Here is a 22,489-nt window from a genome sequence, read left to right as displayed (position 1 = left end):
CACAGTAAGCGCTGTTCTGACAGCACCTTTCGCGCGTGACCGTGAGGAACGATGTTCGGAGCCTTTGAGGGCTTCGACACATGACGATTTCAGAGCTTACGCTTAAGTCCAACGATGAAGAGCCGGTTCGTCGGCTGGAGATCTTCACCGGCTCCGGTCGGCGGCGGGAATGGCTGCCGGAAGAGAAGGCGCGGATCGTGGCGGAAAGCTACGAGTTCGGCGAGACCGTGAGCGCGGTGGCCCGGCGATATGCCTTGTCCCCGCAGCAGCTGTTCGCGTGGCGTCGGGCTGCTCGTCGGCCGTTGGTGGCATCGCCGGCACCCGAACCGCTCTTTGTTCCGGCGGTGGTGACGGCGGCGCTTCCGGAACCCGCGCCGCCTCGTCCAGCACGGCCGCGCAAGCGCGAAGCAACCGGCGCGACCGGTGTCATCGAGCTTGAGATTGACGGCATCGCCGTGCGGGTCGGCCGGGGAGCCGACGCCAAGACGGTTGCGGCGGTGATCCGTGCGCTGAAGGCAACGTCGTGATCGGGCCGACGGGCGCCGTCAAGGTCATGGTCGGGACGAAGCCGGTGGACTTCCGCAAGGGCGCGGAGAGCTTGGCCGCCCTGGTGCGCGAGACGATGGGCGCCGATCCGTTCAGCGGCGCAGTCTATGTCTTCCGCGCGAAACGGACAGATCGGATCAAGCTGATCTTCTGGGACGGCACCGGGGTCTGCCTCTACGCGAAGCGTCTGGAGGATGGTGAGTTCCGCTGGCCAAAAGTGCAGGATGGTGTGATGCGTTTGACGGCCGCGCAGTTGTCGGCGCTGCTTGAAGGGCTTGATTGGCGGCGGGTTCATGAAGCCCGCCGGACACGCGCTCCGGCGCAGGCGGGTTGATCCGCGACCAAGTGAATCAGCCTGGATTCCGCTGTCGCTTGGCACCGACGAATATGGTCTCATCCGGCCATGGCGATGACGGCGGACCAGCTTCCCGACGATCCGGATGTGCTGAAGGCGATGGTCCTGGCGCGCGATGTCGAGAATGCCCGCCTGACCCAGATCATCAAGGAATTGCAGCGCCACCGCTTCGGCCGCCGCGCCGAGAGCCTGCCCGAAGATCAACTGCTCCTTGGCCTCGAGGAGGCCGAACAGATCGAGGCGACCGGCGAGGAAGAGGCCGAACGTGGCGATCCTGTTACGCGCAGGGAGCGCACCGCAAAGCGGCGGGCGAACCGGGGGGCGCTGCCGCCGCATCTGCCGCGCATCGAGATAGTCGTCGACATCGAGGACCATGCCTGTCCGTGCTGCCGCAACGGACTTCATCGGATCGGCGAAGAGGTCAGCGAGCGGCTCGATATCGTGCCGGCGCAACTGCGCGTGATCGTCGTGCGCCGGCCTAAATATGCGTGTCGTGCCTGCGAGGATGTTGTCGTGCAGGCTCCGGCGCCCGCCCGGCTGATCGAAGGCGGTCTGCCAACCGAGGCGACGGTCGCCCAGGTTCTGGTCTCCAAGTATGCCGATCACCTGCCGCTCTATCGCCAGGCGCAGATCTACGCCCGGCAGGGCATCAATCTGGACCGCTCCACGCTCGCCGACTGGGTCGGCCGCGCGGCCTGGCATCTGCGTCCGGTTCAGGAACGCTACTTGAGAAGCTGAAAGCCTCGCCGAAGCTCTTTGCGACGAGACCACGGCGCCGGTGCTGGATCCCGGCCGCGGCAAGACCAAGACCGGACAGCTCTGGGCTTACGCCCGCGATGACCGGCCCTGGAACGGGAGCGACCCGCCGGGCGTCGCCTATGTCTATGCGCCCGACCGCAAGGCCGAGCGACCGATCGCCCATCTGGCGGGCTTTGGCGGAATCCTGCAGGTCGATGGCTATGGCGGCTATCGGGTGCTCGCCGACAAGAGCGGCGCAATGCTCGCCTTCTGCTGGGCACACGTGCGCCGGCGCTTCTACGAACTTGCCGCGGCCGGCCCAGCGCCGATCGCGAGCGAGGCGCTCCGTCGCATTGCAGATCTCTATCAAGTCGAGGCTGACATCCGCGGCCAGCCGGCAGACGCACGTCTTGCCGTGCGCTAGGAAAGGAGCCGGCCGATCCTAGCTGAGCTCGAGCCGTGGCTGCGCGAAAAGCTCGGCCTGATCAGCCAGAAGACCAAGCTCGCCGAGGCGATCCGCTACACGCTCTCCCGATGGGAAGGACTCTCGCGCTTCCTCGACAACGGCCGCATCGAGCTCGACTCCAATACCGTCGAGCGGTCAATCCGCCCAATCGCCCTCAACCGCAAGAACGCCCTCTTTGCCGGCTCTGACGGCGGTGCCGAGCATTGGGCGGTGATCGCTTCGCTGTCGAAACCTGCAAGCTGAACAACGTCGAGCCGCTCGGTTACCTTGCCGACGTACTCACGAGAATCGTCAACGGCCACCCCAACAACCAAATCGACGATCTCCTGCCCTGGGCCTACATTCACGTCTCTGAACTCAGAGCCGTGGCCTGAGAGCATTACTACCCCAAGTCGACAATCTCTTGCCCCGGACATATGCTGAACATTCGGCCTAAAAACTTTGGCGTGATAATCCCTACTCAAGGATAGCATCAGCGACGGCGAAGTGAGCGATATGATGAAGCGACTTATTGGTTGGATATTAGTGGGACTAGCGCTCATAGGCGCCATGACTTATCTTGCTCTAACGGACTATTATGCAAATGCGCTGCCGCGTTCCGCTCAAGCTGGACAAGGAGCGACGGTTCCAATGAACTATCATGGAACCATTGTTTACCTGACTAATGGGCAAGCCACCCTTCTGTTCCTTCTCCAGACCGGCTGGATAGTCACCGCAGTCATCGGTGGGCTGTTGACGACGACCAAATCGAAGAGGGGCTGATTTGATCAACTCCGAATCGAGAGACCCGCAGCACGGCTGACGCTGTGCTGCAGCGAGATCGTCACCACCGCAAGGTGGGATCCAGACAGCGCTTACCCTTCACATCGTGGCAGACGTAAGTCGGCTTCGGGTCAGGAGCGGCGGACAGCTGGTGGGCGTTCCATGCTGAGAGTGTGTAATATTAAATGTTTTAATGCCACACATTATCCTGACGTTGTGGCTAATTAAACGGCGCCATGATCGAGGGTCAGAAGGCCCGTAAAACGACACCAGCGGTCATCCCTGACGCGGTGATGAAATGACGTGGATGGGGCCAATATCGGCAGTCTCTTCGCAAGCGGATAGTACGAGAAAGCTGGCCTGTCGAATTACCCAGGTTGCACATTCAGAAAGCTGACATCCCCGCTCGAACAGTCCATGTGTACCATGTCGCGCTGAGGATGCAGCACCTCCGCCGTGCCCTTGACGGGATTGGTCTTGCCGATCACTACGGTGAGGACGCCCGCGTCATCGATCGCCAAGCTGAAGGTGATCGCCCTCCCTACAGCTGCTTGCGCGATCAGCTCTGACTTGCCGTCAAATATCATGAAGAATTTCACTGTGTCTGGCTCGTCCGGATAGATCGACGCACGAACACCGTTGCAAAAACAGTCGGCGTTCGTCGGGAGCTTGGAGTCGGTGAACGCAATGTGCGCCACAGGACTCCAGTGGTCACCGAACTGTCCGCTGTGAAACTGGATTCGCCCGGTCAGAGAATGCACCCCAGGTGAAATCGATTGCCGATTTGCGGAATATCGGCCGTTTTCTACGTGGCATCGCCACGTCTCCTGTTCCTGCCCGAACGCAGGCGAGCAAACGGCGGCACCCACAATAACAGCGAAAGTGGCGGTGAGAAAAGCCCTAGTCTTCATGCATCGAAGATCGCATGAATGCCTTTCCCATGCGTTGCACTGACTACGAGAATTGGGCTTTAGCTGGATACGTTTCATTCACGGCGACTCATGCTGACATTGTGGCCAATTAAACGGCGCGTCATGATCGCGGCCCAGAACGGCGGGTAAAGCATCACAAGCTGACCCTCGACCTGTCGCTTGCGAATGGCATCTTCTGGCCAGAAACCGGTCCCCCGGACCTCGCCGTTCACAACCACACACCTGCGTCCTGCATACCGCTTGTTGCGGCTCGCCCAGGAGCATAGCCTGTGGGATTTCAAGGGAAGGGTCAGAGCGTCAAAAAGTCAGGATTTCGGCGATAACGGGCAAGATCGCTCTGCAAACCGAAACGGATCACTTAGCTTATATTCGAGCGATTAAATCAATTTGAAAGGTCGTGTCATGAGGCTTGGGTTTGTTGGCACAGGAACAATTTCGTCAGCTGTCATCGCAGGTTTGATGCAGTCAGACCTCAAGATCGAGCAGATCATTGTCTCTCCCCGCAATTCCGAAACTGCGGCCAAACTCGCCGAACGCTATTCGCGCGTCTCCATTGGACGTGACAACCAGGATGTCGTGGACACATCTCAAGTCGTGTTTTTGGCCGTCAGATCTCAGGTTGCGGAGGCGATCATCAAAGAAATCCGCTTCCGGCCAGAGCAACATATCGTCAGCTTCATCCCGGTGTTTTCCATCGAGACAATTTCCGGATGGATTGGGGTGCAGGCGAAGCTCACGCGAGCGGTGCCACTTCCTTTTGTGGCGCAGGGGATGGGCGCGACGGCATTCTATCCGTCGGACGAAACGATTTCCGCGGTCTTCGCCGAGCTTGGCACCGCTGTTGCCGTCACCGACCTGCAAGAATATGAGGTGCTGACAACCAGCGGTGCTCTCATGGGCACCTATTTTGGCATTCTTGAGAATGCTGAGTTGTGGCTGACCGGGAACGGCGTTCCATCCGCTCAGGCTCACGCATATCTACGGCAATTGTTTGCAGGCCTCGCCCATGCAACATTGTCGTCACCGCATTCCTCCTTTTCGGATCTGAGAACCGAGTTCTCAACAAAGGGCGGTTTGAATGAGCAGCTCTTCGCGGATTTTCAGAAGGCCGGCGGCACAACTGCGCTGACGAACGCGTTGACTGTCGCCCTCGAGCGCATGCAAGGAAGGGTGAAGCGAGAGCAGTGACTTGTCTGTAATCAGGCTGCGGATAGGGTAACCTGGAGCAGACTTTTGCGGCATCTCGGAATTCAGGATTCGCGACAGTTCGCTCCCGATCAATGTGGACGACTGTCGCTTTGTCAGGTTGTGATCCGCAGATGGGTGGTGGGCAACGCATCGACGATCTGAAACGATTCTACTCCGCCATTATCGGCCTCATCGAGGCGATTCCCGTCGCGGGAGCCGGCTGATCGATCCTGCTGATACTGTGGTCAATTAAACGGAGAGCCATCATTGCGGCACAGGAAGGTCCGCTGAGTGCCAAAGCAGTCATTCGCAGCCATCCTCGAACGACCGGAATTGGGCCGGGAGCTGACAGGCAGCTTCCAGGCTGAAGTCATCAGCAAGCGGACGCTCCAGTGGCGACCTCGTTGCGGTCCTAAACAGCACAAACAATCTCTATTGGCCGATGGCTCAAAGCCTAGCAAGGCTGGCATCGTATTGCTCGCCAACAGTGACGATCCGATGTCTTCGTCGAGCGCAAAACGCTCGCCGCGCTGGCCGTTGGACTCATCGATGAAGCTCGATATGTTCGAAGCGGAGCTTCCCGGTCCGCAGCTACGCGAAATTGCGCGCCGACGCCTCGGCCGTCACCTGTTCAAGCGTGAGAGCTACAAAGGCGTGGCGGAGGACTTCGCGCGCCGCCTCGCTACCCGGTCCGTGCCTCCAATGCTCACGCGCCTGCACAAATCCCAGTGCGGCTAACTTGGCGTCAGTGACGCCGAAGGACAAGATTATCGTCCCGATCGCGTCCAATACTCCTGCTTGGTCTATGCCCCACTGGATCGCCTTACCGTCAGCGAACCGCTGACGCGAACGGCCGAACCATTGCTCCTTGCGCTTATGTCGTCGGGAACGGGATCGGCGGCAATGGAGGCGGATTCGACATCCGTCGCGGGCGCAATCCCGTTCGTTCGGTGCCCGAAGCACAAGGATTGGTGTCGAGAGTTTCGAAAAACGGACTGCTTCGATGCGGCATTTCAATTCAAAGTCTGCGACACTGACCTGCCGAAATGTCTGATCGATGTAGCACCGGCCGCCGCGGCGGCCGGGCAATGGTTTTCGCTGGCGCGGAGCTTTCCACCATGCCCACAGGGTCATGTGGTCGGACGATGTCCTTGGCGCAGGTTTGGTTCAGCCGGCGGATAATGGTGGTGACGATCGGCACGTAGATTTCGACCGCCGGGCTGATCAGTCCCGTGCTCGACGTGATCGGCTACAGATCGCTGCGATCCGAAGTACGCCGCAGCGGTTCAAAGATCTCGACCCTTAGCTTGGCGGATTTCACCGCAATTTCCCGCAAGTTTCGTCGCCGCCTCACGATGGCAGGGAGACTTCTGGCTATGGTCGTCCTTGCTGTCACCGAGGACAGCTTTCAAGATGGAGACAAACGCCATGACGACGATCGATCACTTCATCGGAGCCGATTACAGTCGGCGGACTTCCTCCTCCCGGCTCGTCAAGCTCTGTGCCACTGCAAAATCGGTGCTACTGTGGCTGCCACGCTTCTGGAAGGCGCGCAGCGATCTCGCCGGTCTGGCCGCGATGAGCGAATGCGAGCGTCGCGACATCGGCCTTACCGTCTTCGACGTCGAGAACGCGCTCACGCTGCCCGTCGACCGCGACCCCACGAAGGCGCTGGCGCAAATCGTGGATGATCGCCGCCACCGCCGCGAACTTTGATCACGGCGCAGTCGGGCATGCCCGGTCGGGATTGGCGCTGCCGAACGGGCCGACCGCAACGCTCAGAACCGCAGTCCGGCCTTCTGATAGCCATAGACGAAACGCTCGACCCTCACCGGACCGCGTGCGGGCTGGGACGGGGCCTATTGGCCGAACCTGAAGCGCGGATTGTTGGCCATGGAAAGCTGGCCCTCCCGCACTGCCTCTTCCAGCCGGCTTATCTGGGCGAGGCTCGCCGCGAGATCCCGCCGGGATCCGGTTCGGCATGTCGCATCGAGGCGCAGGTCTGTAGAGCCGCTTCGTAGCGGCGTGCGGCATATTGCGCGAGGCCGAGTTCCTAATAGCGCCAGCCTGCCGGATGCGGGGTGAACCGGAACGCCTTTCAGATCGATCGCTTCGGCCGGCTGGCACACGCGGCGGAAAGGACCTGAGTCGTCGCTGGTGGGCCGCCGCAGATCAGTTCGGCAGGCCGGCCTCGCGAAGCGCCGCGACGATGCGCTTCATCGTGTTCGGGCCGAAAAGCGCCGAGTCGCAGACCTTGGCGATGGTCAGTTCGGGATAGCTCTCAAGCAACCTGCCGCATTCGCGCCGCGCCTCATCGCGGCGGCCGGCATGGACCAGAGCCATCACCAGCCAACGCAGCGCCCATGTCGCGTCGGGCTGCTGGCTCAAGCCGCGCCGCGTCAAGGCCACGGCTTTGTCGTAGCGCGAGGCGACGAAATGGGCCGCACCGATACCGACCAGCGCCATGTAGCCCATCGGGTCGAGCGGGCTTAGCCGTTCGAAACGCTCGAACTGCTCGATCGCCGCCTCAGGCCGCTCGCGATAGACATCGAGCCAGGCACTGCGCATACAGACCCAGGCGGAATTGGGATCGAGCGTGCGGGCCCGCTGCAGATGCAGATCGGCGACATCGTAGTCGCGGGCAAAGGAGTGCGCCGCGCCGAGCACGGCAAGCACCATCGGATCGTCGCTGGAGAGAGCTGCCGCCTTCTGCGCAAGGCGCAGGCCCTCGTCCCTGGAAATGGCCGGCGTCTCCGTCCAGTTGTAGACGGCGCGCTGTTCATGGCACCAGGCGAGTAGGGAGAGCGCCAGCGGATAGGTCGGCTCGATCGCGATCGCCCGGTCGAGCAGGGCCGCGGCAACATCGTTCTGCGTCCGGTCGAGCGACCAGACCAGCGGAAAGGCGCGCAGCACATAGTCATAGGCGGCGAGGCTTTCGGGCCGCTTGCGCCCCGAGCGAGCAATCTCGGCCGCAAGGATGGACGGCTGGATGGCACCGACGACGCTTTCGGTGATGCGGTCCTGGAGGTCGAAAATATCCGCCATGGTGCCGTCATAGCGGTTGGCCCAGATCGTCTTGCCGGAGGATGAGTCGATGAGCTGTCCGGTGAGGCGGATGTGATCACCGGCCTTGCGAACGCTGCCGGTCAAGAGGTAGCGCACGTCGAGTTCGCTGCCGGCCCGCTTCACGCTGTCGGCATGACCCTTGTAGGCGAAGCTCGAATTGCGGGCGATGACGAACAGCCATCGCGTGTGCGACAGCGCGGTGATGATCTCGTCGACCATGCCGTCGGCGAAATAATCCTGCGCGGGGTCGCCGCTCAGATTCTCGAAGGGCAGCACGGCTATCGACGGCGTATCCGTGGCGGCACCCTCCGCGGCCTCGGTAGGAGCCGTGCCGCGATCCTCGACACGACGGACGCGTTCCTCGTCGATCACATAGCCCCGCCGCATCACGGTGCGGATCAGGCCATCCGCATCCGGTCCGAGGGCTTTGCGGATATCCTTCATGCATTGGGTGAGAGAATCGTCGGAGACGGCGATGTTGGGCCAGACGACATTGACCAGTTCGTCCTTGCCGATGACGCGGCCGGCATTCTCCAGGAGATAGACGAGCAGCGAAAGCGATTTGGCACGCAGGTCGACGTCGAGCCCACCCTTCTGCAACCTGCCTTTGCGCAGATCGAGCCTGTGGCCGGAAAATTCGAACGTTGTCATGTCGCCCTTCAGGAAGACGTCAAACCACTTCGACCTGCACCCTATAGTTACCGCCTATTTCCACCCTCGCCTTGTATGATCAAAAACATCATGCCCGCGCCATGACATCAAGGCTTGCGCCCGCTGAAGATGGCATGACCGGCGAACAGCCAGACGCAATCGACGTCGACGAAGCCAGCCTGTGAAAACCACGCAAGCTGTTCAGCCAGTGAAGATGGCTTGTCGATCGGCTCGCCGTCGGGGTTGCGGAAGTAGTTCCAGCCGAGGCGATTGAACTCGGCGAAAGCTGCCAGATCGCCATCGATTGCGAGTGCCCGCGCACGCACCGCCTCATCCCATTGCCGTGCGGCGATGCCGAGCCCGCTCTCGCTCGGCGGACGCACGATGTCGGCGACGACAAGGATACCGCCAGGGCGCAGCGCCGCCGCCAGATCGGCAAAAAGCGTCCGTTTCTGGGCGCCGTCGAGATGATGGATAGCAAGCGAGGAGACGATGGCATGCGGAGGCTCGGCAAAGTCGCGCCAGCCGCGATCTTCCAGTTCGAACGCCACCGTGGTCAGCCGGGCGGCGTGGTCGCGGCAGATGTCCTGTGTTTGCGCGCGCATTTCCGCCGAACCTTCGAGCGCCAGCAGACGGCAGGCGGGAAACCGCTCCAGTAGCGCGAGGCTGAGTAGCCCCTCCCCCGGGCACAGCTCGACCAGCAGCCCGCCCTGCTGAGGTGGCGGGATCAGGTCGGCGATAATCTCGATCTGGCGTTCGCGTTCGGGAACGAAATACCGGCCGTAATTCAGAAAGCTGCGGGAATGGTTCTCGTCCCAGTGGTTGATGCGCGCGTCTGCCATGATTTTCCTATTCTCATCCCAATGTCGGCCAATGCCCAGTGCCTGTGACGATGGAGTGTCTCAATCCACCGTGCTTCAATCCCGGCCGACCGTCCTGACCGCGGGCTGAAATTCGACTGAAATTGGCCTGAGAGGGCATCTTCAGACCCTTCTCTGCAACAGGCCCAACCCCGTTTCCAGCAACCGACTTCAGCGCGCCCCATCAGGGCACCTGCATTACCCACTTCGGCCCACTGCGGCCTTCGAGAACTGGCGGCGAATGACCGCTATTGGCGCACCTGTGACCGCCAACGCGGTCGCCAGTAATGTCCGCTTTAAGGCATCGGTACAGCTAACTTTGATGACCGAATTGCGGCGCGAAGCGGACATTCTATCAGGCGGCAGCGTGGCCGGGTTCGTTCTCCCTCTGCGTGGTCTTTCCCAGGAAATGCGCAAGCGCTGACTTCCTGGAAGCCCGATCGAGCGCATAAGACGTGTGGCTGAAGGCTACGCCATCCAGCAGGCCTTGAATGTAACCAGCGATGCTGTCGGCTGCCATGATGAGCGCGGTGTCGATGGTGTGGATGTACCGGCTCGTCACCGTCCCTCGTGAATGACCGACCAAGGCGGCGATCGTCGCCTCGGTGAACCCAAGGTCATTGGCGATGCTGGCGAAGCTGTGCCGCAGGACATGCGGTGTGATGCCGGCCAGCTCCGTCTTCTCAAGTAGCTTGGTCCAGTGCCTGGGGAAGCTCCCGAATGCCGTGTCTTCCTCCCAGCCGGGAAAGACATAGTCGTCCGCACCGCATTCCTCTTCGCGGCGACCCTCGAGGTATTCCAGGACCGGCAGACCGATCGGACGCACTGACGCTCCTTCCTTGCTGTCGGTCAGGCGCAGGCAGCTGCCCTCGATATCGACTTCGCCGCAACGCAGACCGATGACCTCGCTGCGTCGGCATCCCGTTAAGGCGATCACCCGGATCATTTCTGCGGCGGTCTCATATTGCCCGTTGTCGACTGTCTTCCGCAGAACATCACCAAGCGTGCGATACTCCTGCTCGCTGAGACGGCGGGCATTGACCTTGTCCTTCGGCTTGCGAACGCCATGCACGGGATTCTGCTCGATGATGCCGAGTTCGACCGCATAGCTGAGAATGCCGCCGAAGAGACCTATTGTTCGAGCTGCCGTGCCGGCTCCGCCACGGACGATTGCCCGTCCACGCAGCTTGCCCGTCTTCACGTTCGCGCGTGTCTTGCCCGCCATGATGTCCTTCATGGCCTGCGTGATGTCGGACTTGGCCAAATCCCTTACCCGTCGACTGCCGAGCAGCGGAACGATGTGGCGCTCGACGCGCCCGACATCGGTGGAGATCGTCGTGGGTTTCTTTGGCCGCCCCCTTTTCCCGAGCACGAGCCCGTTCTTCAGATCTTCGAGGTAACGGGTGCAGAGTTCCTTGACGGTGATCGCCTCGCGATCGAGCTTGCGCTCCTCGGCGGGGTTGCCGCCCCTTGCGATCTGACCCAGCAGTACCTTCGCCTCGCGCCTGGCTTCCTCCGGGGTCCAAACTCCGTGCAGGCCGATCGTGTAGCGACGCGAGCGGCCGGCAGTGCGGTACTGCAGAACATAGCTGCGCTTGCCCGAAGCGAAGACACGCAAGCCAAAACCGGGTAGCTCGTCGTCCCATATGACATAGTCCGAGGATCTGATATCGGTGGCATCGACGGTTCGTTTGGTCAGCTTCGCCATGCTTGGGTGTCTCCTTGACAGAATCCCCGCGTAAGCAATGCGTAAGCACCGGGGGGAGGGGTTTGAGCCGCTCCGTCGTACCGTCGGCGCTGATCGATTTCAAAGTTGTTTTGTGATTTCAGAGGCATAGCGCGCATTCGGATAGACTCGGATAGTTTCGGCGAAAGCCACTATCCATTCTCCGAAGGCAGAGGTCACAGGTTCGAATCCTGTCGGGTGCGCCAATAAAATCAAATACTTAGCTAGCCAAAATAGATCAGGTGAGGATGTTTGCTCACCAGAAACTCACCAAAACTTGGTGAGCTGTGTCGTGTTTTTGCGTGCTTGGCGCGGTCCTGACCCTCGATAAATCCCACTGAATGCACTCCCAGATGGCCCGAACCACCTGAATTCTAGTGGGTTCTCTCATTTCACACGTTCAAATGCATGTCTCAGGAAGGCAGCCAGAGCTCGGCCCACCCTCCAGGCGGCAAGGCAGGAAGCGACCGCTTTTCGACCCGGCACTTTCGACAGGGTCCGATCCGCTGCGGACATTCCGAGATCAGTCTGAGACGAGGCGTTGCGCCTACGGCGTCGAGCCGTAGCGCTCAAGTAGCCGGATAATCTCTGCCTGCTGCGACTTTGCCTCTGGTGAACCGCTACCGCCACGGCCGGTCTGCCTCGTCGCAAGCATCATTGGCGTCGAACCATTCCCGTTCTTACGCAACGCGTCCGCACCGCCGTCCAGGAGCGCGCCCGTCGCCGCCGCGCACCGAGTTCTGACGGCGCGATGCAAAGGTGTCACGCCGTTCTGGTCGATGGCGTTGGGATCGGCCCCTGACGCGATCAGCCAGGCGACGGTCTCGGATTGGGCGACCGGATTCCACTTGGGCGACCCAGGAATCCCATCGGCCGCGTAATGGATCGGTGTCGCGTCCCGCCGGTTTCTCGCCGCGACGTCTGCCCCAAGGCTGATCAGCTTGCCCACGATCTCAGGCCGATGGGCAGCCGCAGCGACGTGAAGCGCGGTGTCGCCAGCATAGACGTAGTGCTTGATCTCGGTAAAAAAGTTGTCCGCCGCCGCCGCGCGCGTCGCCCCCTCGTTCAGGGTCGCCCGGGCGAGGGCAGGAGAGGCGGTCAGCAAGCCGAGCACGGCTGCGTCGTCAGCCAATGCGATTGCCTTCATCAGGCGCCGGAGTGCTCCATCATCGATCATGGTCTGCCGTAAACCCTTTTGTTCGGGAATTTCACCTACGAAGTGTATGTCCGGCAATGGCAGCTCACCACCCTGAACTGAAGTTTGGAAGGTCCGCTCAGTGGATGTGGATGGGCCGGACATGGTGTCGCAGCGACGTTGGTACATGCCCGGCACTTTGCACCGGATGATACTCTCTCTCTAATGAATTTGGAGGGAGAGACTATGTCATCGACACGCAGTATTGTCGTGAAACTTCCCCATATCAGCCTTCCCGACGCCGATTGGGCGGACTGTTTCGAAATCGATATCAACAACCGGCGTCTGACGGCCATCGAAGGCGCCCGCCTGTCGATGGGCCGCATGCCGGACTGGGTGCGGCGCCTGGTGGCGCTTCGAAACTTTCTCGGACGCTTCGTCGGGCTCAAGGCCGGCACGGAGTCCGCGCTATCGCCCCACCAAGACAAGATCGGCATCTTTCCCCTGCTCTCACAGGGCGAGAGGGAGGTGGTCCTTGGCCTTGACGACTGGCATCTCGATTTTCGCCTGGTGATCGAAGTCGCAGATCTCGGCGAGCACGGCACGCGGCTAAGGGCAACTACCCTTGTCAAGCGCAAGAACCTCTTCGGCCGCTTCTATATCGGGCTGGTAACACCCTTCCATAGGATGATCGTGCCGGTCGTCCTTCGCGGAGCGACCTGACGGCTCACTTCACTGTTGTGACCGCGACTGAGACCCAGAGCGCGTTGCCTGAATCTCCTCAAACGCGACGCGCCTTAGGACACGACCACCACAGCCCGCACGCTCTCCCGTTCCACCAATGGGCACTCCAGCTTAGTGATGGGATAGCGCCCCCGCCCCGGCGCCGCCGGCGCTTCGAGCTGCTCGATCGCCCATTGTCCCATCGCCATGTGCGGCAGGATCGAGGTCGTCAGCGGCGGGAACAAATGCCGGGCGATTTCCTCGTCGTCGTAGCCGACGACGGAAATGTCCTGCGGGATGTGCAGGCCGGCTTCCTTCAGCGCTTCGTAGCAGCCGATCGCGGTGCGGTCGTTCTGGCAGAAGATGGCGGTCGGCCGGTCCTTCAGCGCCAACAGCTTGACGGTCGCGGCATATCCGGCGCTGGCCGACCAGTCGCCCTCGACCACCAGTTCCGGATCGAACGGAATGTCGGCGGTGGCGAGCGCCCGGCGGTAGCCCTTCAGCCGGTCCTGTGCGGCCTGCATCCACGGCTCGCCGGTGATGGTGGCGATGCGGCGGTGGCCGTGGCTGATCAGGTGGCGGGTGGAGCTTTGGCCGCCGGCGATCTCGCTCGGCACCACGGCGGGGAAGGCATAGTCCGCCGTGTAGCAATTGAGCAGGATAACCGGGATTTCGAGGCCGTAGAGATAGTCGGGCGCTGTTATCTCGCGGGTGAAGATGGTCATGTAGATCAGCGCCGAAATGCCCCGCTTGGTCAAGGCGGCGATGGCGCGCGGCTCCATGACGGAATCGCCAAGCGTCTGCGCCACCAGAAGCACGTTGCCGGCGTTCCACGAGGCCTGCCGCGCGCCCTCGATGGCGACCACGGCTTCGGGGCTGGTGGCTAGCTGGTCAACGGCAAAGCCGATCACCCCGTCAAGCCCTTCGAACGAGGCCACCGGCGCCCGCAGGGCGGAGAAGGCCGGCGCGGTATAGCCGAGGGAGCGTGCGGCCTCGATCACCCGTTCGCGGGTCTGCTGCGACAGCTTGATGCCGGGCGAATTGTTGAGCACGAAGGACACCGTCGCCTGCGAGCAGCCGGCGGCCCTGGCGATGTCGGTCATGGTGACGCGGCCCCTGGCGCTCTTCGCCGGCGGCTTGCGCCGTTTCGCCGTGTCGAGGGTTTCCGGATCCGTCGTCTCGCTCATGGCATCCCCAATCCTAGGCCTGTCTAGCGGCAGCCGGTCAGGCCGACAAGATAGCGTGACATTATCGATTTATAGAAATCGCTGCGATCATTTATATCTATAAGTGCTCTCGAGGTCCATCTTTCACGCAGTGCTACCCAAGCCGGAACCCAAAAGCCACAAGGCTTGGCCCCAGGCACAGGTAACGCACCAACTCGCCGGCAGGTGCGCCGCGAAGCCTTAATACTGCCCTGGATACAGCTCGAAAACTAATACTGTTTACTAATACAAAAATGCGCTGTACCGTCAATCCACCGCATCCGGCCCGGTCGGTCCGGGAGCGGCGGGAGTGCGTGAAAACAGCCCGATGGCGAGCGGACACTACCTCCGCAAGCTCTGTCTCGGACAAGTGATATGTCTGACAAATCGGACTATTTACGAACGAAGGATGAGTCTCTAAAGTCCACGATCGCAGCTGGATCGACGCCGTTGTTTCGGCGCCGGGACCCTTTGAGGAGGAGGGCGTTCAAGCTGCAGACGGCAAATTCAGGTGACTAAGATCGGTCAGTCGAACGACTGAGCCAAACGGGAGGTTGAACATGAAATCCTTGATACGAAATGCATCCGTAGCCACAGCGGCGCTGCTCATCGGCCTGACGGCGACGGCCATCGCACGCGCCGACGACAAGCCGACGCTGGCCTTCGTCGTCAACGGCGCTTCCGATTTCTGGAAGGCCGCGGAAGCCGGCGTCAAGAAGGCGCAAGGTGAACTGCCGGACTACAATCTCGAGCTCAAATATCCCGAGCAGTCCTCGGTCGCCATCCAGCAGCGGCTGATGGATGACCTGGTGACGGCTGGCGTCAAGGGCATCATGGTCTCGGCCGTCGATCCCAAGACCTCGACCGACGGGCTGAACAAGATCGCTTCGCAAACCGCGCTGTTCACCACCGACAGCGACGCCCCGCAGACCAAGCGTGTCGCCTATATCGGCTCGTCCAACGTCGATGCCGGCAAGCAGGCGGCCGAGATCGCCAAGAAGGCGATGCCCAATGGCGGCAAGTGCCTCGGCTTCGTCGGCCTGCTCGGCGCCGACAATGCCAAGGAACGCATCCAGGGCATGAAGGACGGCCTCGCCGGCACCAAGATCGAGCTCGTCGACGTGCGTGGCGACGACATCGACCAGGCGCGCGCCAAGAAGAACGTCGAGGACGCGCTGGTCGCCAGCCCCGACGTCACCTGCATGGTCGGCTTCTATTCCTACAACACGCCGCGCATCTATGAAGCGCTGCGCGACGCCGGCAAGCTCGGCTCGATCACCGTCGTCGGCTTCGATGACGATCCGATCACGCTGGGCGGCGTCAAGGAAGGCACCGTTGCCGCCACCGTCGTGCAGCAGCCCTTCGAATGGGCCTATCAGGGCATGAAGCTGATGGCTTCCTATCTCAAGGGCGACAAGTCGGGCATCCCGGAGGGCGGCCTGATCATCATCCCGACCAAGATCATCGGCAAGGACGACGTCGACGCCTATGCCGCCAATCTGAAGGCGATGTCCGGAAACTGAGACAAATCCGTTACGCCGGCTCAGGGTTCGCCTTGAGCCGGCGATCGTATTGACGGGCCGGCGAAGGCCGGTCAGTCTGTAGCCCACCGGCTGCTGTCAGGCGTGATGAATTATTCCGAAACATCCATAACGGCGTCCACCCCGTTCCTCACGCTCGAGAACGTGCGCAAGACCTATCCGGGCGTCGTCGCGCTCGACGGCTTCTCCATGGAGGTCAGGCCGGGCGAGGTCATCGGCCTCGTCGGCGAAAACGGCGCCGGCAAGTCGACCTTGATGAAGATCCTCGGCGGCGTCACCAGGCCCGACACCGGCACCGTCACCGTCGACGGCATCGCGCATGACGGGCTCTCGGTCGAGGCCAGCCTCGGTTCCGGCATCGCCTTCGTCCACCAGGAACTCAACCTGTTCGACAATCTCGACGTTGCTGCCAACATCTTCTTTGGCCGCGAACCGTTGCGCGCCGGCGTATTAAAGCTCGTCGACCGCGCCCGGCTGCGCACCATGGTGGCGCCGCTGCTGAAGCGCGTCGGCGCCAATTTTTCCGCCGACACGCCGGTCGCCGCCCTGTCGCTGGCCCAGCAGCAGATGGTCGAGATCGCCAAGGCGCTGTCGATCAAGGCAAGGCTGGTCATCCTCGACGAGCCGACATCGAGCCTGCCGCTCGCCGAAACCGACAAATTGCTCGACGTCATCAAGGCGTTGAAGGCCGACGGTATCAGCGTCATCTTCATTTCGCACCGCCTGCATGAGGTCGAGCGTGTCGCCGACCGCGTCGTCGTGCTGCGCGACGGGATGCTGGCCGGTACGCTGCAGAAGAGCGCCATCAACCACGACCAGATGGTCAAGCTGATGATCGGCCGCATGCTGAAGGAGCGCGAAAAAGCCTCCGAGGCCGCGCGCGCGCCCGGCGCCGTGGCCCTCTCGGCCAAGGCCGTCCGCACGCCTGCCTATCCCAGCCGGCCTGTCGATCTCGATGTCAGGCGCGGCGAAATCCTCGGCCTTGCCGGGCTTGTCGGCTCCGGCCGCACCGAACTGGCGCGGGTGTTTTTCGGCATCGACGGCAGCCTTGGCGGCGCGCTCGAGCTTGGCGGCAAGCCGCTTGCACTGGGCTCGGCGGCGGATGCCGTCGCCCACGGCATCTTCCTCGTGCCCGAGGACCGCAAGCTGACCGGCATCCTGCTCGACCTGTCGATCGCCCAGAACATCTCGCTGCCCAATCTGCCGGCGCATGCGCGCCGCTCGCTGGTTTCGGCAAGTGCCGAGACCGCCACCGCCGAAAAGCAGAAGAGCAATCTCGGCATCAGAGCGCCGTCGGTGCAGACACGCACCGGCACGCTGTCGGGCGGCAATCAGCAGAAGGTCGTGCTCGGCAAATGGCTGGCCATGAACCCGAAGGTGATGATCCTCGACGAGCCGACGCGCGGCATCGATATCGGCGCCAAGGCGGAAATCTATGGGCTGATGCGGGCGCTGGCCGACGCCGGCGTCGCCGTGCTGATGATCTCCAGCGACATGGAGGAGGTGATCGGCGTGTCCGACCGCATCGCCGTCATGCATGAGGGCCAGATCTCGGGCATTCTCGACAAGGACCAGTTCAGCCAGGAAAACGTGCTGTTGCTGGCGGTGGGCAAGCAGCCGAAATAGTTTTTTGCAGCGGGGTCGCGGGAAGCGCGATCTGCTCAGGCGGCAATGGGGAGAAGACGATGAGTAAGAAAGATCTCGGCCTGCTGATCCTGATCCTGGTCGTCGGAACTGTGGTGGCGATTATCAACCCGCGCTTCCTGTTGCCGATCAATCTCGCCAACACCTCGAACCTGATCGGACTGTTCGGCATCCTGTCGATCGGCCAGGCCTTCGTCATCATCACCGGCGGCATCGAACTGTCGGTCGGGTCGGTGGTCGCGTTGCTGGGAACGCTGTTCATCGACTTCATCGCCGTGCGCGAGCTGGACTGGCCGCTGGCCTTCGTGCTGATCATCGCGCTCGGCGCCATCATCGGCCTGGTGCACGGCTGGCTGATCACGCGGCTCAAGCTGCAGCCCTTCGTCGTCACCCTGTGCGGCCTGCTGATCTATCGCGGCGTCGCCCGCTTCTACACCGCCGACGGCACTGCCGGCTTCGCCTTCGGCCAGAACTTTCCTGACCTGGAATTCCTGACGGCTGGCCGCTCCTGGGGCGTGCCGAACAGCTTCATCGCGCTGATCGTCATCTCCATCGTCATGTGGGTGGTGCTGCACCGCTCGGTGTTCGGCCGCTACCTCTATGCCATCGGCAAGAACGAGGAGGCGGCGAAATACTCCGGCATCCGCACCGGCCGTGTCGTGATGGCCGCCTATGTGATCTGCGGCGTGCTGACGGCGCTGTCGGCGATCTATTTCGCCATGTACACGCGCTCGATCTCGCCGGCCAGCCACGGCCAGTTCTACGAGCTTTATGCCATTGCTGCGGCCGTGCTCGGCGGCTTCTCGCTGCGCGGCGGCGAGGGCTCGCTGATCGGCGTCATCCTCGGCACGGTGCTGCTGCAGGAGCTGCAGAACCTCGTCAATCTGCTCGGCATCCCGTCCTCGCTCAATTTCGCGGTGATGGGTGGCGTCATCCTCATCGGCGTGCTGGTCGACCAGCAATGGGGCGTGTTCCGGGCAAGGCGGCTGATGGTCGACGCCGCTCGCAAGAACGTGGCCGGTGCGGCTGCGGAATAACCGCCAGCCCCGGCACAGCTATGTCGATGAAATGATTGCAGCCGTGCTGTTCTTCTGCGATCCACTGAACACGCACATCGGGGCAAATGCCTGAAATCGATGGCGGATGGATGGCAGGCGATGGGTGTAATTCCTGAACCGTTGACGCTTAGGGCCGGGGCGCTTGAGGTCGACCTCGTGCCGCGAATTGGCGGAAGTATGGGCGGGCTGCGCTGGCGCGGCATCGATCTCATGCGCCGGCTTTCCGATGACGATCGGCAAGCGGGCAACGTGCTTGGCGTCGCCATGTTCCCGATGATGCCCTACGCCAACCGCATCGCTGGAAATGCCTTCGAGTTCGCAGCAAAGCGCTGGCAGGTCCAGCCGAACAATCCACCCGAAACAATCAACGTGCATGGCAGTGGCTGGAAACACGCCTGGACTGTCGCTGAGGCGAGCGACGCCCAGGCAACGCTGTCGTTGGATATCGCGGCCGGCGTCGAACCCTACGCCTACCACGTGACGCAGGTTTTCATGGTGTCGGAGGAAGGCCTCGGCGTGACCTTGACGCTGACCAACACCGGGCCGGTTTCCATGCCGTTCGGTTTTGGCCTGCATCCCTGGTTCGATCGCGACCCGGACGTCACGTTGCAGTTCGAGGCGACGCGATTCTATCTCGAAGAACCGCTGGGCATCGCGGGCGATCCGATCACGCTTGCACCCGAACTCGATTTCGCCGACGGCCGGCCTCTGCCCGCCGGCTGGCGCAACAATGACTATGGCGGTTGGACGGGTGAAGCGACGCTTCGGTTTCCAACGCGCGGCGCAGGCTTGCGCATCAAGGCCGAGCCCGTCTTCAAGCACCTGATGCTGTACGCCGACCCGACGAAACCGTATTTCTGCGTCGAACCGCAGACCAACGCCTCCGGCGCTTTCAACCGGGGCGGATGGAGCGACCCGGACGAGGGCATCATCGTGCTCGCCCCAGGCGAAAGTGCGGCTGGCACGGTGTCGCTGATGCCTTTTGCACTTGGGGCCTGAAGCGACCGCGCGAGCGCTACCGATTGGTCCCGCGTGCGGCGCGGCGAACGCTTTGCAACAGGATGGCGAGGCAGCCCACTAACAAAAGAGCGCCGCCGAGCAGCGGCGGCAGCGCCAGCAGCTTCACCGCCGCCGTGATGACGGCCACCAGGACCAGCGCCAGCAGCGCCAGACTGCCGTCATCGACGAACATGCCGAAGAATTCCTTGGCCGCGAGCCGAATGACGTTCATCGGGCGAGCCCTCCGCCGCTGAGTGTGGGATAGGCAGCGCGCAGCCAGCGCACCATGGCAAACGACGCCAGCGCGACGATGGCGAAGATGGCGACCAAGGCGAGATCGGCGCCTGGCCAGTCGGCGCCGATGCCTTCGCCGGTCCAGAAGATGCCGAAGCTGGTCAGCATCAGCCCGACGACGAATTTCAGCGCATTTTCCGGCACGCGCGCCAGCGGTCGGTGGACCGCCAGGCCGATAAGCATCACCAGAACGAACGCCGCCAGCGCGCCGAGGCTGGCGTAAAGCGTCTGTCCATGTGCGGCGCCGACGGCAATGACGATGAACACCACCTCGACACCCTCGAGCAGCACCGCCTTGAACGACGCCAGCCCGGCGAGGTAGTCGGCGCGGCGGTCGTTGGTCTGCCGGTGCAAGGCGGCGGTTTCCTTGGAGAAGGCCGCCTCCTCGTCATGCAGGGCGATGACGCCGACGCTGCGCAGGATGGCCTTTCGCAGCCAGCGCATGCCGAACAGGATCAGCAGCACCCCGACGACGAACTGCAGCGTGGTGATGGGAACAAGCGCCAGCAGCGGGCCGAACGCCAGCACCAGGGCCGCCAGCAGCGCCAGCGCCAGTGCGGCGCCGGTCAGTGCCGGGCGCCAGCTGCGCGTCACCCCGACAGCGAGCACGATGGTGAAGGCCTCGACGACCTCGACGAAGGACGCCAGGAATGCCGCCGTGATGGTCGAAAGGATGGGTGTCAGAGTCTGCATGGAGATTCTTCTTGGAAGGTCGTTGCCTCGGGATCGCGATCCAGCATCATGATGCGGTCAGCACCATACAGCGCTCCAGTAGCAGCGAAAAAGCAAGTGGAGCGCTATGGCTCTAGATCAAGCCCGATATGTCGGAGAAGGCCATCGCCTTGCGCAGCACCTCGGCGAAACGTTCGCCGGCCGCCTCGCGCGGGCCGCTGTTGTCGATCGAGGTGACATCAGGTCCGGACAAGGTCACATTGGCGCTGCGCGCCAGCCGGGCCAGCACCTCGCCGCGCGACTCGCGCCCGCGCATAGCCAGCCGCTCGGCCAGCACCTCCGGCGAGGTGGTGATCTCGACGATGGCTAGATTCGCATAGCGCTCGCGCAGGACCGGTATGATCGCACGCGACACATTGGCGACGGCGACACGGCCGTTGGCGACCGACCAGTCGACATCGACCGGGATGCCGTAGTGCAAGCCATGCGCCTCCCAGGAGATGGCGAAGGCGCCATCCGCTTCGGCTTCGATGAAGGCAGCGTCGGCCAGCGTGTCGTGATCCTCGCTCGCGGCATCGCTCGGCCTGGTAATGACGCGGCGTACGAACTCCAGCCGGGTCTCGTCGGCAAAGCGGGCGCGGGCGTAGCCGATCACCGTATCCTTGCCGGCGCCGCTCGGGCCGACGACGGCGACGAAGACGCCGTCGCGGATCGGAAACGTCTCCGCGGACAATTCGCGCTCGATCAAGGCCGACACCATCATGCGACCCGGCGTCCCTGCCGCCAGACCGTGCGCACGACCGGAACATGGTCGTCGACACGCACGCGCACCAGATCGGCGCGTCGGCCCTGCTCGATGACGCCGCGGTCGGTCAGGCCAACCGCTTCGGCGGGGTTCTTCGAGACCATGGCGACCGCCTGCGGCAGCGAAATGCCTTCGACGACGTCGCCGAGGAAGAACGCCGACTGGATCAGGCTGAAAGGAATATAGTCGGACGACAAGATGTCGAGCAGCCCATCGCCGGCGAGCGTGCGGGCCGAGACATTGCCCGAATGCGAAGCGCCGCGCATGACGTTGGGCGCACCCATCAAGACGCCGAGCCCGGCCTGTTTCGACGCCCTGGCGGCTTCCTCCGTGGTCGGGAATTCCGCGACGCGCACGCCCTGTTCGATCGCCTCGTCGACATGGCCTGTCGTGGCGTCGTCGTGGCTTGCCAGCACGATGCCGCGTTCGTGGCAGGCGGCGGCGATATGGACACGGTTCGGTCCCGAATTCCTGGCCGATTCCGCCATCCGCTTTTCGCAGAACAGCTTGAAGTCGCGGTCGGTCAGTTTCAGCTTGCGCTGGTAGTAATAGGCATAGGTTTCGAGGTTGACGAACTGGCGCTGGCCGGGCGCATGATCCATCAGCGATGCCAGCTTGACCCGCTCGTCACCGTCGAAATTGGCGAAGGCCTTGAGGCAGTCCGGCGCCGAAACCTCACAGCGCAGATGGATGAAGTGGTCGGCCCGCAGACGATCCTGCTGGACACTGTCCTCGATCGCGTCCGCCAGCTTGCGGATGTCGTCCGATGTCAGGTCGGCGTCCTCGTCCATGCCGACGCGCAAGGCATCGAGCACGGTGGTGATGCCGGCGGTCGCCACTTGCGCGTCATGGGCGAGCACCGCAGCGATCGGGTTCCAGCGCACCTTCGGCCGCGGCGCGTAGTGGCCCTCGAGATGGTCGGTGTGGAGTTCGACCAGCCCGGGAATGATATAGTCGCCGCCCATGTCCTCGCCGGCCATGTTCCCGCCGGTGTGGCCGATGCCGGCATCGATGCCGGCGATAAAGCCGTCGCGCAGCACCAGCGAACCCTCGACGATCTCGTCGGCAAGGACGATGCGCGCGTTGGTAAGAACAGTTTCGGCGGTCATTTCAGGCAGTCCTT

Annotated in this window: 21 protein-coding genes and 1 pseudogene; 11 read left to right on the top strand and 11 right to left on the bottom strand. The window is 62.5% G+C overall.

What is annotated here, in order from left to right; genetic code table 11:
• Positions 1-80 precede the first annotated feature (80 nt).
• The 4 genes and pseudogenes from tnpA to AC0ZT5_RS19320 all read left to right on the top strand — a co-directional run bounded on the left by tnpA (position 81) and on the right by AC0ZT5_RS19320 (position 2,867).
• Positions 81-527, top strand: coding sequence for an IS66-like element accessory protein TnpA (gene tnpA, locus AC0ZT5_RS19335; RefSeq protein ID WP_488497717.1), 447 nt, complete (start codon positions 81-83; stop codon positions 525-527).
• Complete coding sequence (gene tnpB / locus AC0ZT5_RS19330; protein ID WP_488497716.1) at positions 524-880, top strand: IS66 family insertion sequence element accessory protein TnpB; 357 nt, start codon at positions 524-526, stop codon at positions 878-880. Before tnpA ends, tnpB begins: the two co-directional genes overlap by 4 nt.
• Before the next feature lie 69 nt (positions 881-949).
• A pseudogene (tnpC, locus tag AC0ZT5_RS19325) lies at positions 950-2,479 on the top strand (IS66 family transposase).
• Positions 2,480-2,600: 121 nt separating this feature from the next.
• Positions 2,601-2,867: a hypothetical protein gene (locus AC0ZT5_RS19320; RefSeq protein WP_006199995.1), complete on the top strand. Its 267-nt coding sequence runs from the start codon at positions 2,601-2,603 to the stop codon at positions 2,865-2,867.
• A gap of 368 nt (positions 2,868-3,235) precedes the next feature.
• Here AC0ZT5_RS19320 and AC0ZT5_RS19315 read toward each other — a convergent pair whose 3' ends face one another.
• Entirely contained in the window at positions 3,236-3,856 is a 621-nt protein-coding gene (locus tag AC0ZT5_RS19315) for a hypothetical protein (protein ID WP_488497715.1), read from the bottom strand.
• Between the two features lie 345 nt (positions 3,857-4,201).
• On the opposite strand from AC0ZT5_RS19315, the gene AC0ZT5_RS19310 reads away from it, so the two are divergent.
• Positions 4,202-4,987, top strand: coding sequence for a pyrroline-5-carboxylate reductase (locus AC0ZT5_RS19310; protein WP_488497714.1), 786 nt, complete (start codon positions 4,202-4,204; stop codon positions 4,985-4,987).
• A gap of 591 nt (positions 4,988-5,578) precedes the next feature.
• Here the strand turns inward: AC0ZT5_RS19310 and AC0ZT5_RS19305 are convergent.
• Positions 5,579-6,121, bottom strand: coding sequence for a GNAT family N-acetyltransferase (locus AC0ZT5_RS19305; RefSeq protein ID WP_488497713.1), 543 nt, complete (start codon positions 6,119-6,121; stop codon positions 5,579-5,581).
• A 294-nt stretch (positions 6,122-6,415) separates the two neighbouring features.
• Between AC0ZT5_RS19305 and AC0ZT5_RS19300 the strand changes: the two genes are divergently transcribed.
• Complete coding sequence (locus tag AC0ZT5_RS19300; RefSeq protein WP_488497712.1) at positions 6,416-6,703, top strand: hypothetical protein; 288 nt, start codon at positions 6,416-6,418, stop codon at positions 6,701-6,703.
• Between the two features lie 456 nt (positions 6,704-7,159).
• On the opposite strand, the gene AC0ZT5_RS19295 is transcribed toward AC0ZT5_RS19300, so the two are convergent.
• From AC0ZT5_RS19295 to AC0ZT5_RS19280, 4 genes are all read right to left on the bottom strand, one after another.
• Positions 7,160-8,704, bottom strand: coding sequence for a winged helix-turn-helix domain-containing tetratricopeptide repeat protein (locus AC0ZT5_RS19295; RefSeq protein ID WP_488497711.1), 1,545 nt, complete (start codon positions 8,702-8,704; stop codon positions 7,160-7,162).
• Between the two features lie 107 nt (positions 8,705-8,811).
• A complete protein-coding gene (locus AC0ZT5_RS19290) occupies positions 8,812-9,546 on the bottom strand; it encodes a class I SAM-dependent methyltransferase (protein ID WP_488497710.1) in 735 nt (244 codons plus the stop codon).
• A 373-nt stretch (positions 9,547-9,919) separates the two neighbouring features.
• The gene (locus AC0ZT5_RS19285; protein WP_488497709.1) at positions 9,920-11,272 is read right to left on the bottom strand and encodes a tyrosine-type recombinase/integrase; all 1,353 of its coding nucleotides are present in this window, start codon (positions 11,270-11,272) and stop codon (positions 9,920-9,922) included.
• 565 nt (positions 11,273-11,837) lie between these two features.
• Complete coding sequence (locus AC0ZT5_RS19280) at positions 11,838-12,524, bottom strand: ankyrin repeat domain-containing protein (RefSeq protein WP_488497708.1); 687 nt, start codon at positions 12,522-12,524, stop codon at positions 11,838-11,840.
• A gap of 147 nt (positions 12,525-12,671) precedes the next feature.
• On the opposite strand from AC0ZT5_RS19280, the gene AC0ZT5_RS19275 reads away from it, so the two are divergent.
• A complete protein-coding gene (locus AC0ZT5_RS19275; RefSeq protein WP_488497707.1) occupies positions 12,672-13,148 on the top strand; it encodes a DUF2867 domain-containing protein in 477 nt (158 codons plus the stop codon).
• 74 nt (positions 13,149-13,222) lie between these two features.
• On the opposite strand, the gene AC0ZT5_RS19270 is transcribed toward AC0ZT5_RS19275, so the two are convergent.
• Positions 13,223-14,335 (bottom strand): LacI family DNA-binding transcriptional regulator, encoded by a 1,113-nt coding sequence (locus AC0ZT5_RS19270; RefSeq protein ID WP_488497706.1) that lies wholly within the window; start codon positions 14,333-14,335, stop codon positions 13,223-13,225.
• A 578-nt stretch (positions 14,336-14,913) separates the two neighbouring features.
• Here AC0ZT5_RS19270 and AC0ZT5_RS19265 point away from each other — a divergent pair.
• From AC0ZT5_RS19265 to AC0ZT5_RS19250, 4 genes are all read left to right on the top strand, one after another.
• Entirely contained in the window at positions 14,914-15,876 is a 963-nt protein-coding gene (locus AC0ZT5_RS19265) for a sugar-binding protein (RefSeq protein WP_095083299.1), read from the top strand.
• A gap of 105 nt (positions 15,877-15,981) precedes the next feature.
• Complete coding sequence (locus AC0ZT5_RS19260) at positions 15,982-17,520, top strand: sugar ABC transporter ATP-binding protein (protein WP_488497705.1); 1,539 nt, start codon at positions 15,982-15,984, stop codon at positions 17,518-17,520.
• Positions 17,521-17,579: 59 nt separating this feature from the next.
• Positions 17,580-18,575 carry an ABC transporter permease gene (locus AC0ZT5_RS19255; RefSeq protein ID WP_095083296.1) on the top strand — a complete coding sequence of 332 codons (996 nt, stop codon included), beginning with the start codon at positions 17,580-17,582 and terminating at the stop codon, positions 18,573-18,575.
• A gap of 120 nt (positions 18,576-18,695) precedes the next feature.
• A complete protein-coding gene (locus tag AC0ZT5_RS19250) occupies positions 18,696-19,595 on the top strand; it encodes an aldose 1-epimerase (protein ID WP_488497704.1) in 900 nt (299 codons plus the stop codon).
• Positions 19,596-19,611: 16 nt separating this feature from the next.
• On the opposite strand, the gene AC0ZT5_RS19245 is transcribed toward AC0ZT5_RS19250, so the two are convergent.
• The 4 genes from AC0ZT5_RS19245 to AC0ZT5_RS19230 all read right to left on the bottom strand — a co-directional run bounded on the left by AC0ZT5_RS19245 (position 19,612) and on the right by AC0ZT5_RS19230 (position 22,475).
• A complete protein-coding gene (locus tag AC0ZT5_RS19245) occupies positions 19,612-19,827 on the bottom strand; it encodes a hypothetical protein (protein ID WP_488497703.1) in 216 nt (71 codons plus the stop codon).
• Positions 19,824-20,582, bottom strand: coding sequence for a COG4280 domain-containing protein (locus tag AC0ZT5_RS19240; protein ID WP_488497702.1), 759 nt, complete (start codon positions 20,580-20,582; stop codon positions 19,824-19,826). The genes AC0ZT5_RS19245 and AC0ZT5_RS19240 overlap by 4 nt, the downstream gene beginning before the upstream one ends.
• Positions 20,583-20,694: 112 nt before the next feature.
• On the bottom strand, positions 20,695-21,324 hold the full coding sequence (gene phnN, locus AC0ZT5_RS19235; RefSeq protein ID WP_488497701.1) for a phosphonate metabolism protein/1,5-bisphosphokinase (PRPP-forming) PhnN: 630 nt from the start codon (positions 21,322-21,324) through the stop codon (positions 20,695-20,697).
• Positions 21,321-22,475 carry an alpha-D-ribose 1-methylphosphonate 5-triphosphate diphosphatase gene (locus AC0ZT5_RS19230; RefSeq protein ID WP_488497700.1) on the bottom strand — a complete coding sequence of 385 codons (1,155 nt, stop codon included), beginning with the start codon at positions 22,473-22,475 and terminating at the stop codon, positions 21,321-21,323. Before AC0ZT5_RS19230 ends, phnN begins: the two co-directional genes overlap by 4 nt.
• Between the last annotated feature and the right edge of the window lie 14 nt (positions 22,476-22,489).

Source organism: Mesorhizobium sp. CNPSo 4670 (genome assembly GCF_057784235.1).
This window is presented reverse-complemented; position numbering and strand designations above follow the sequence as displayed.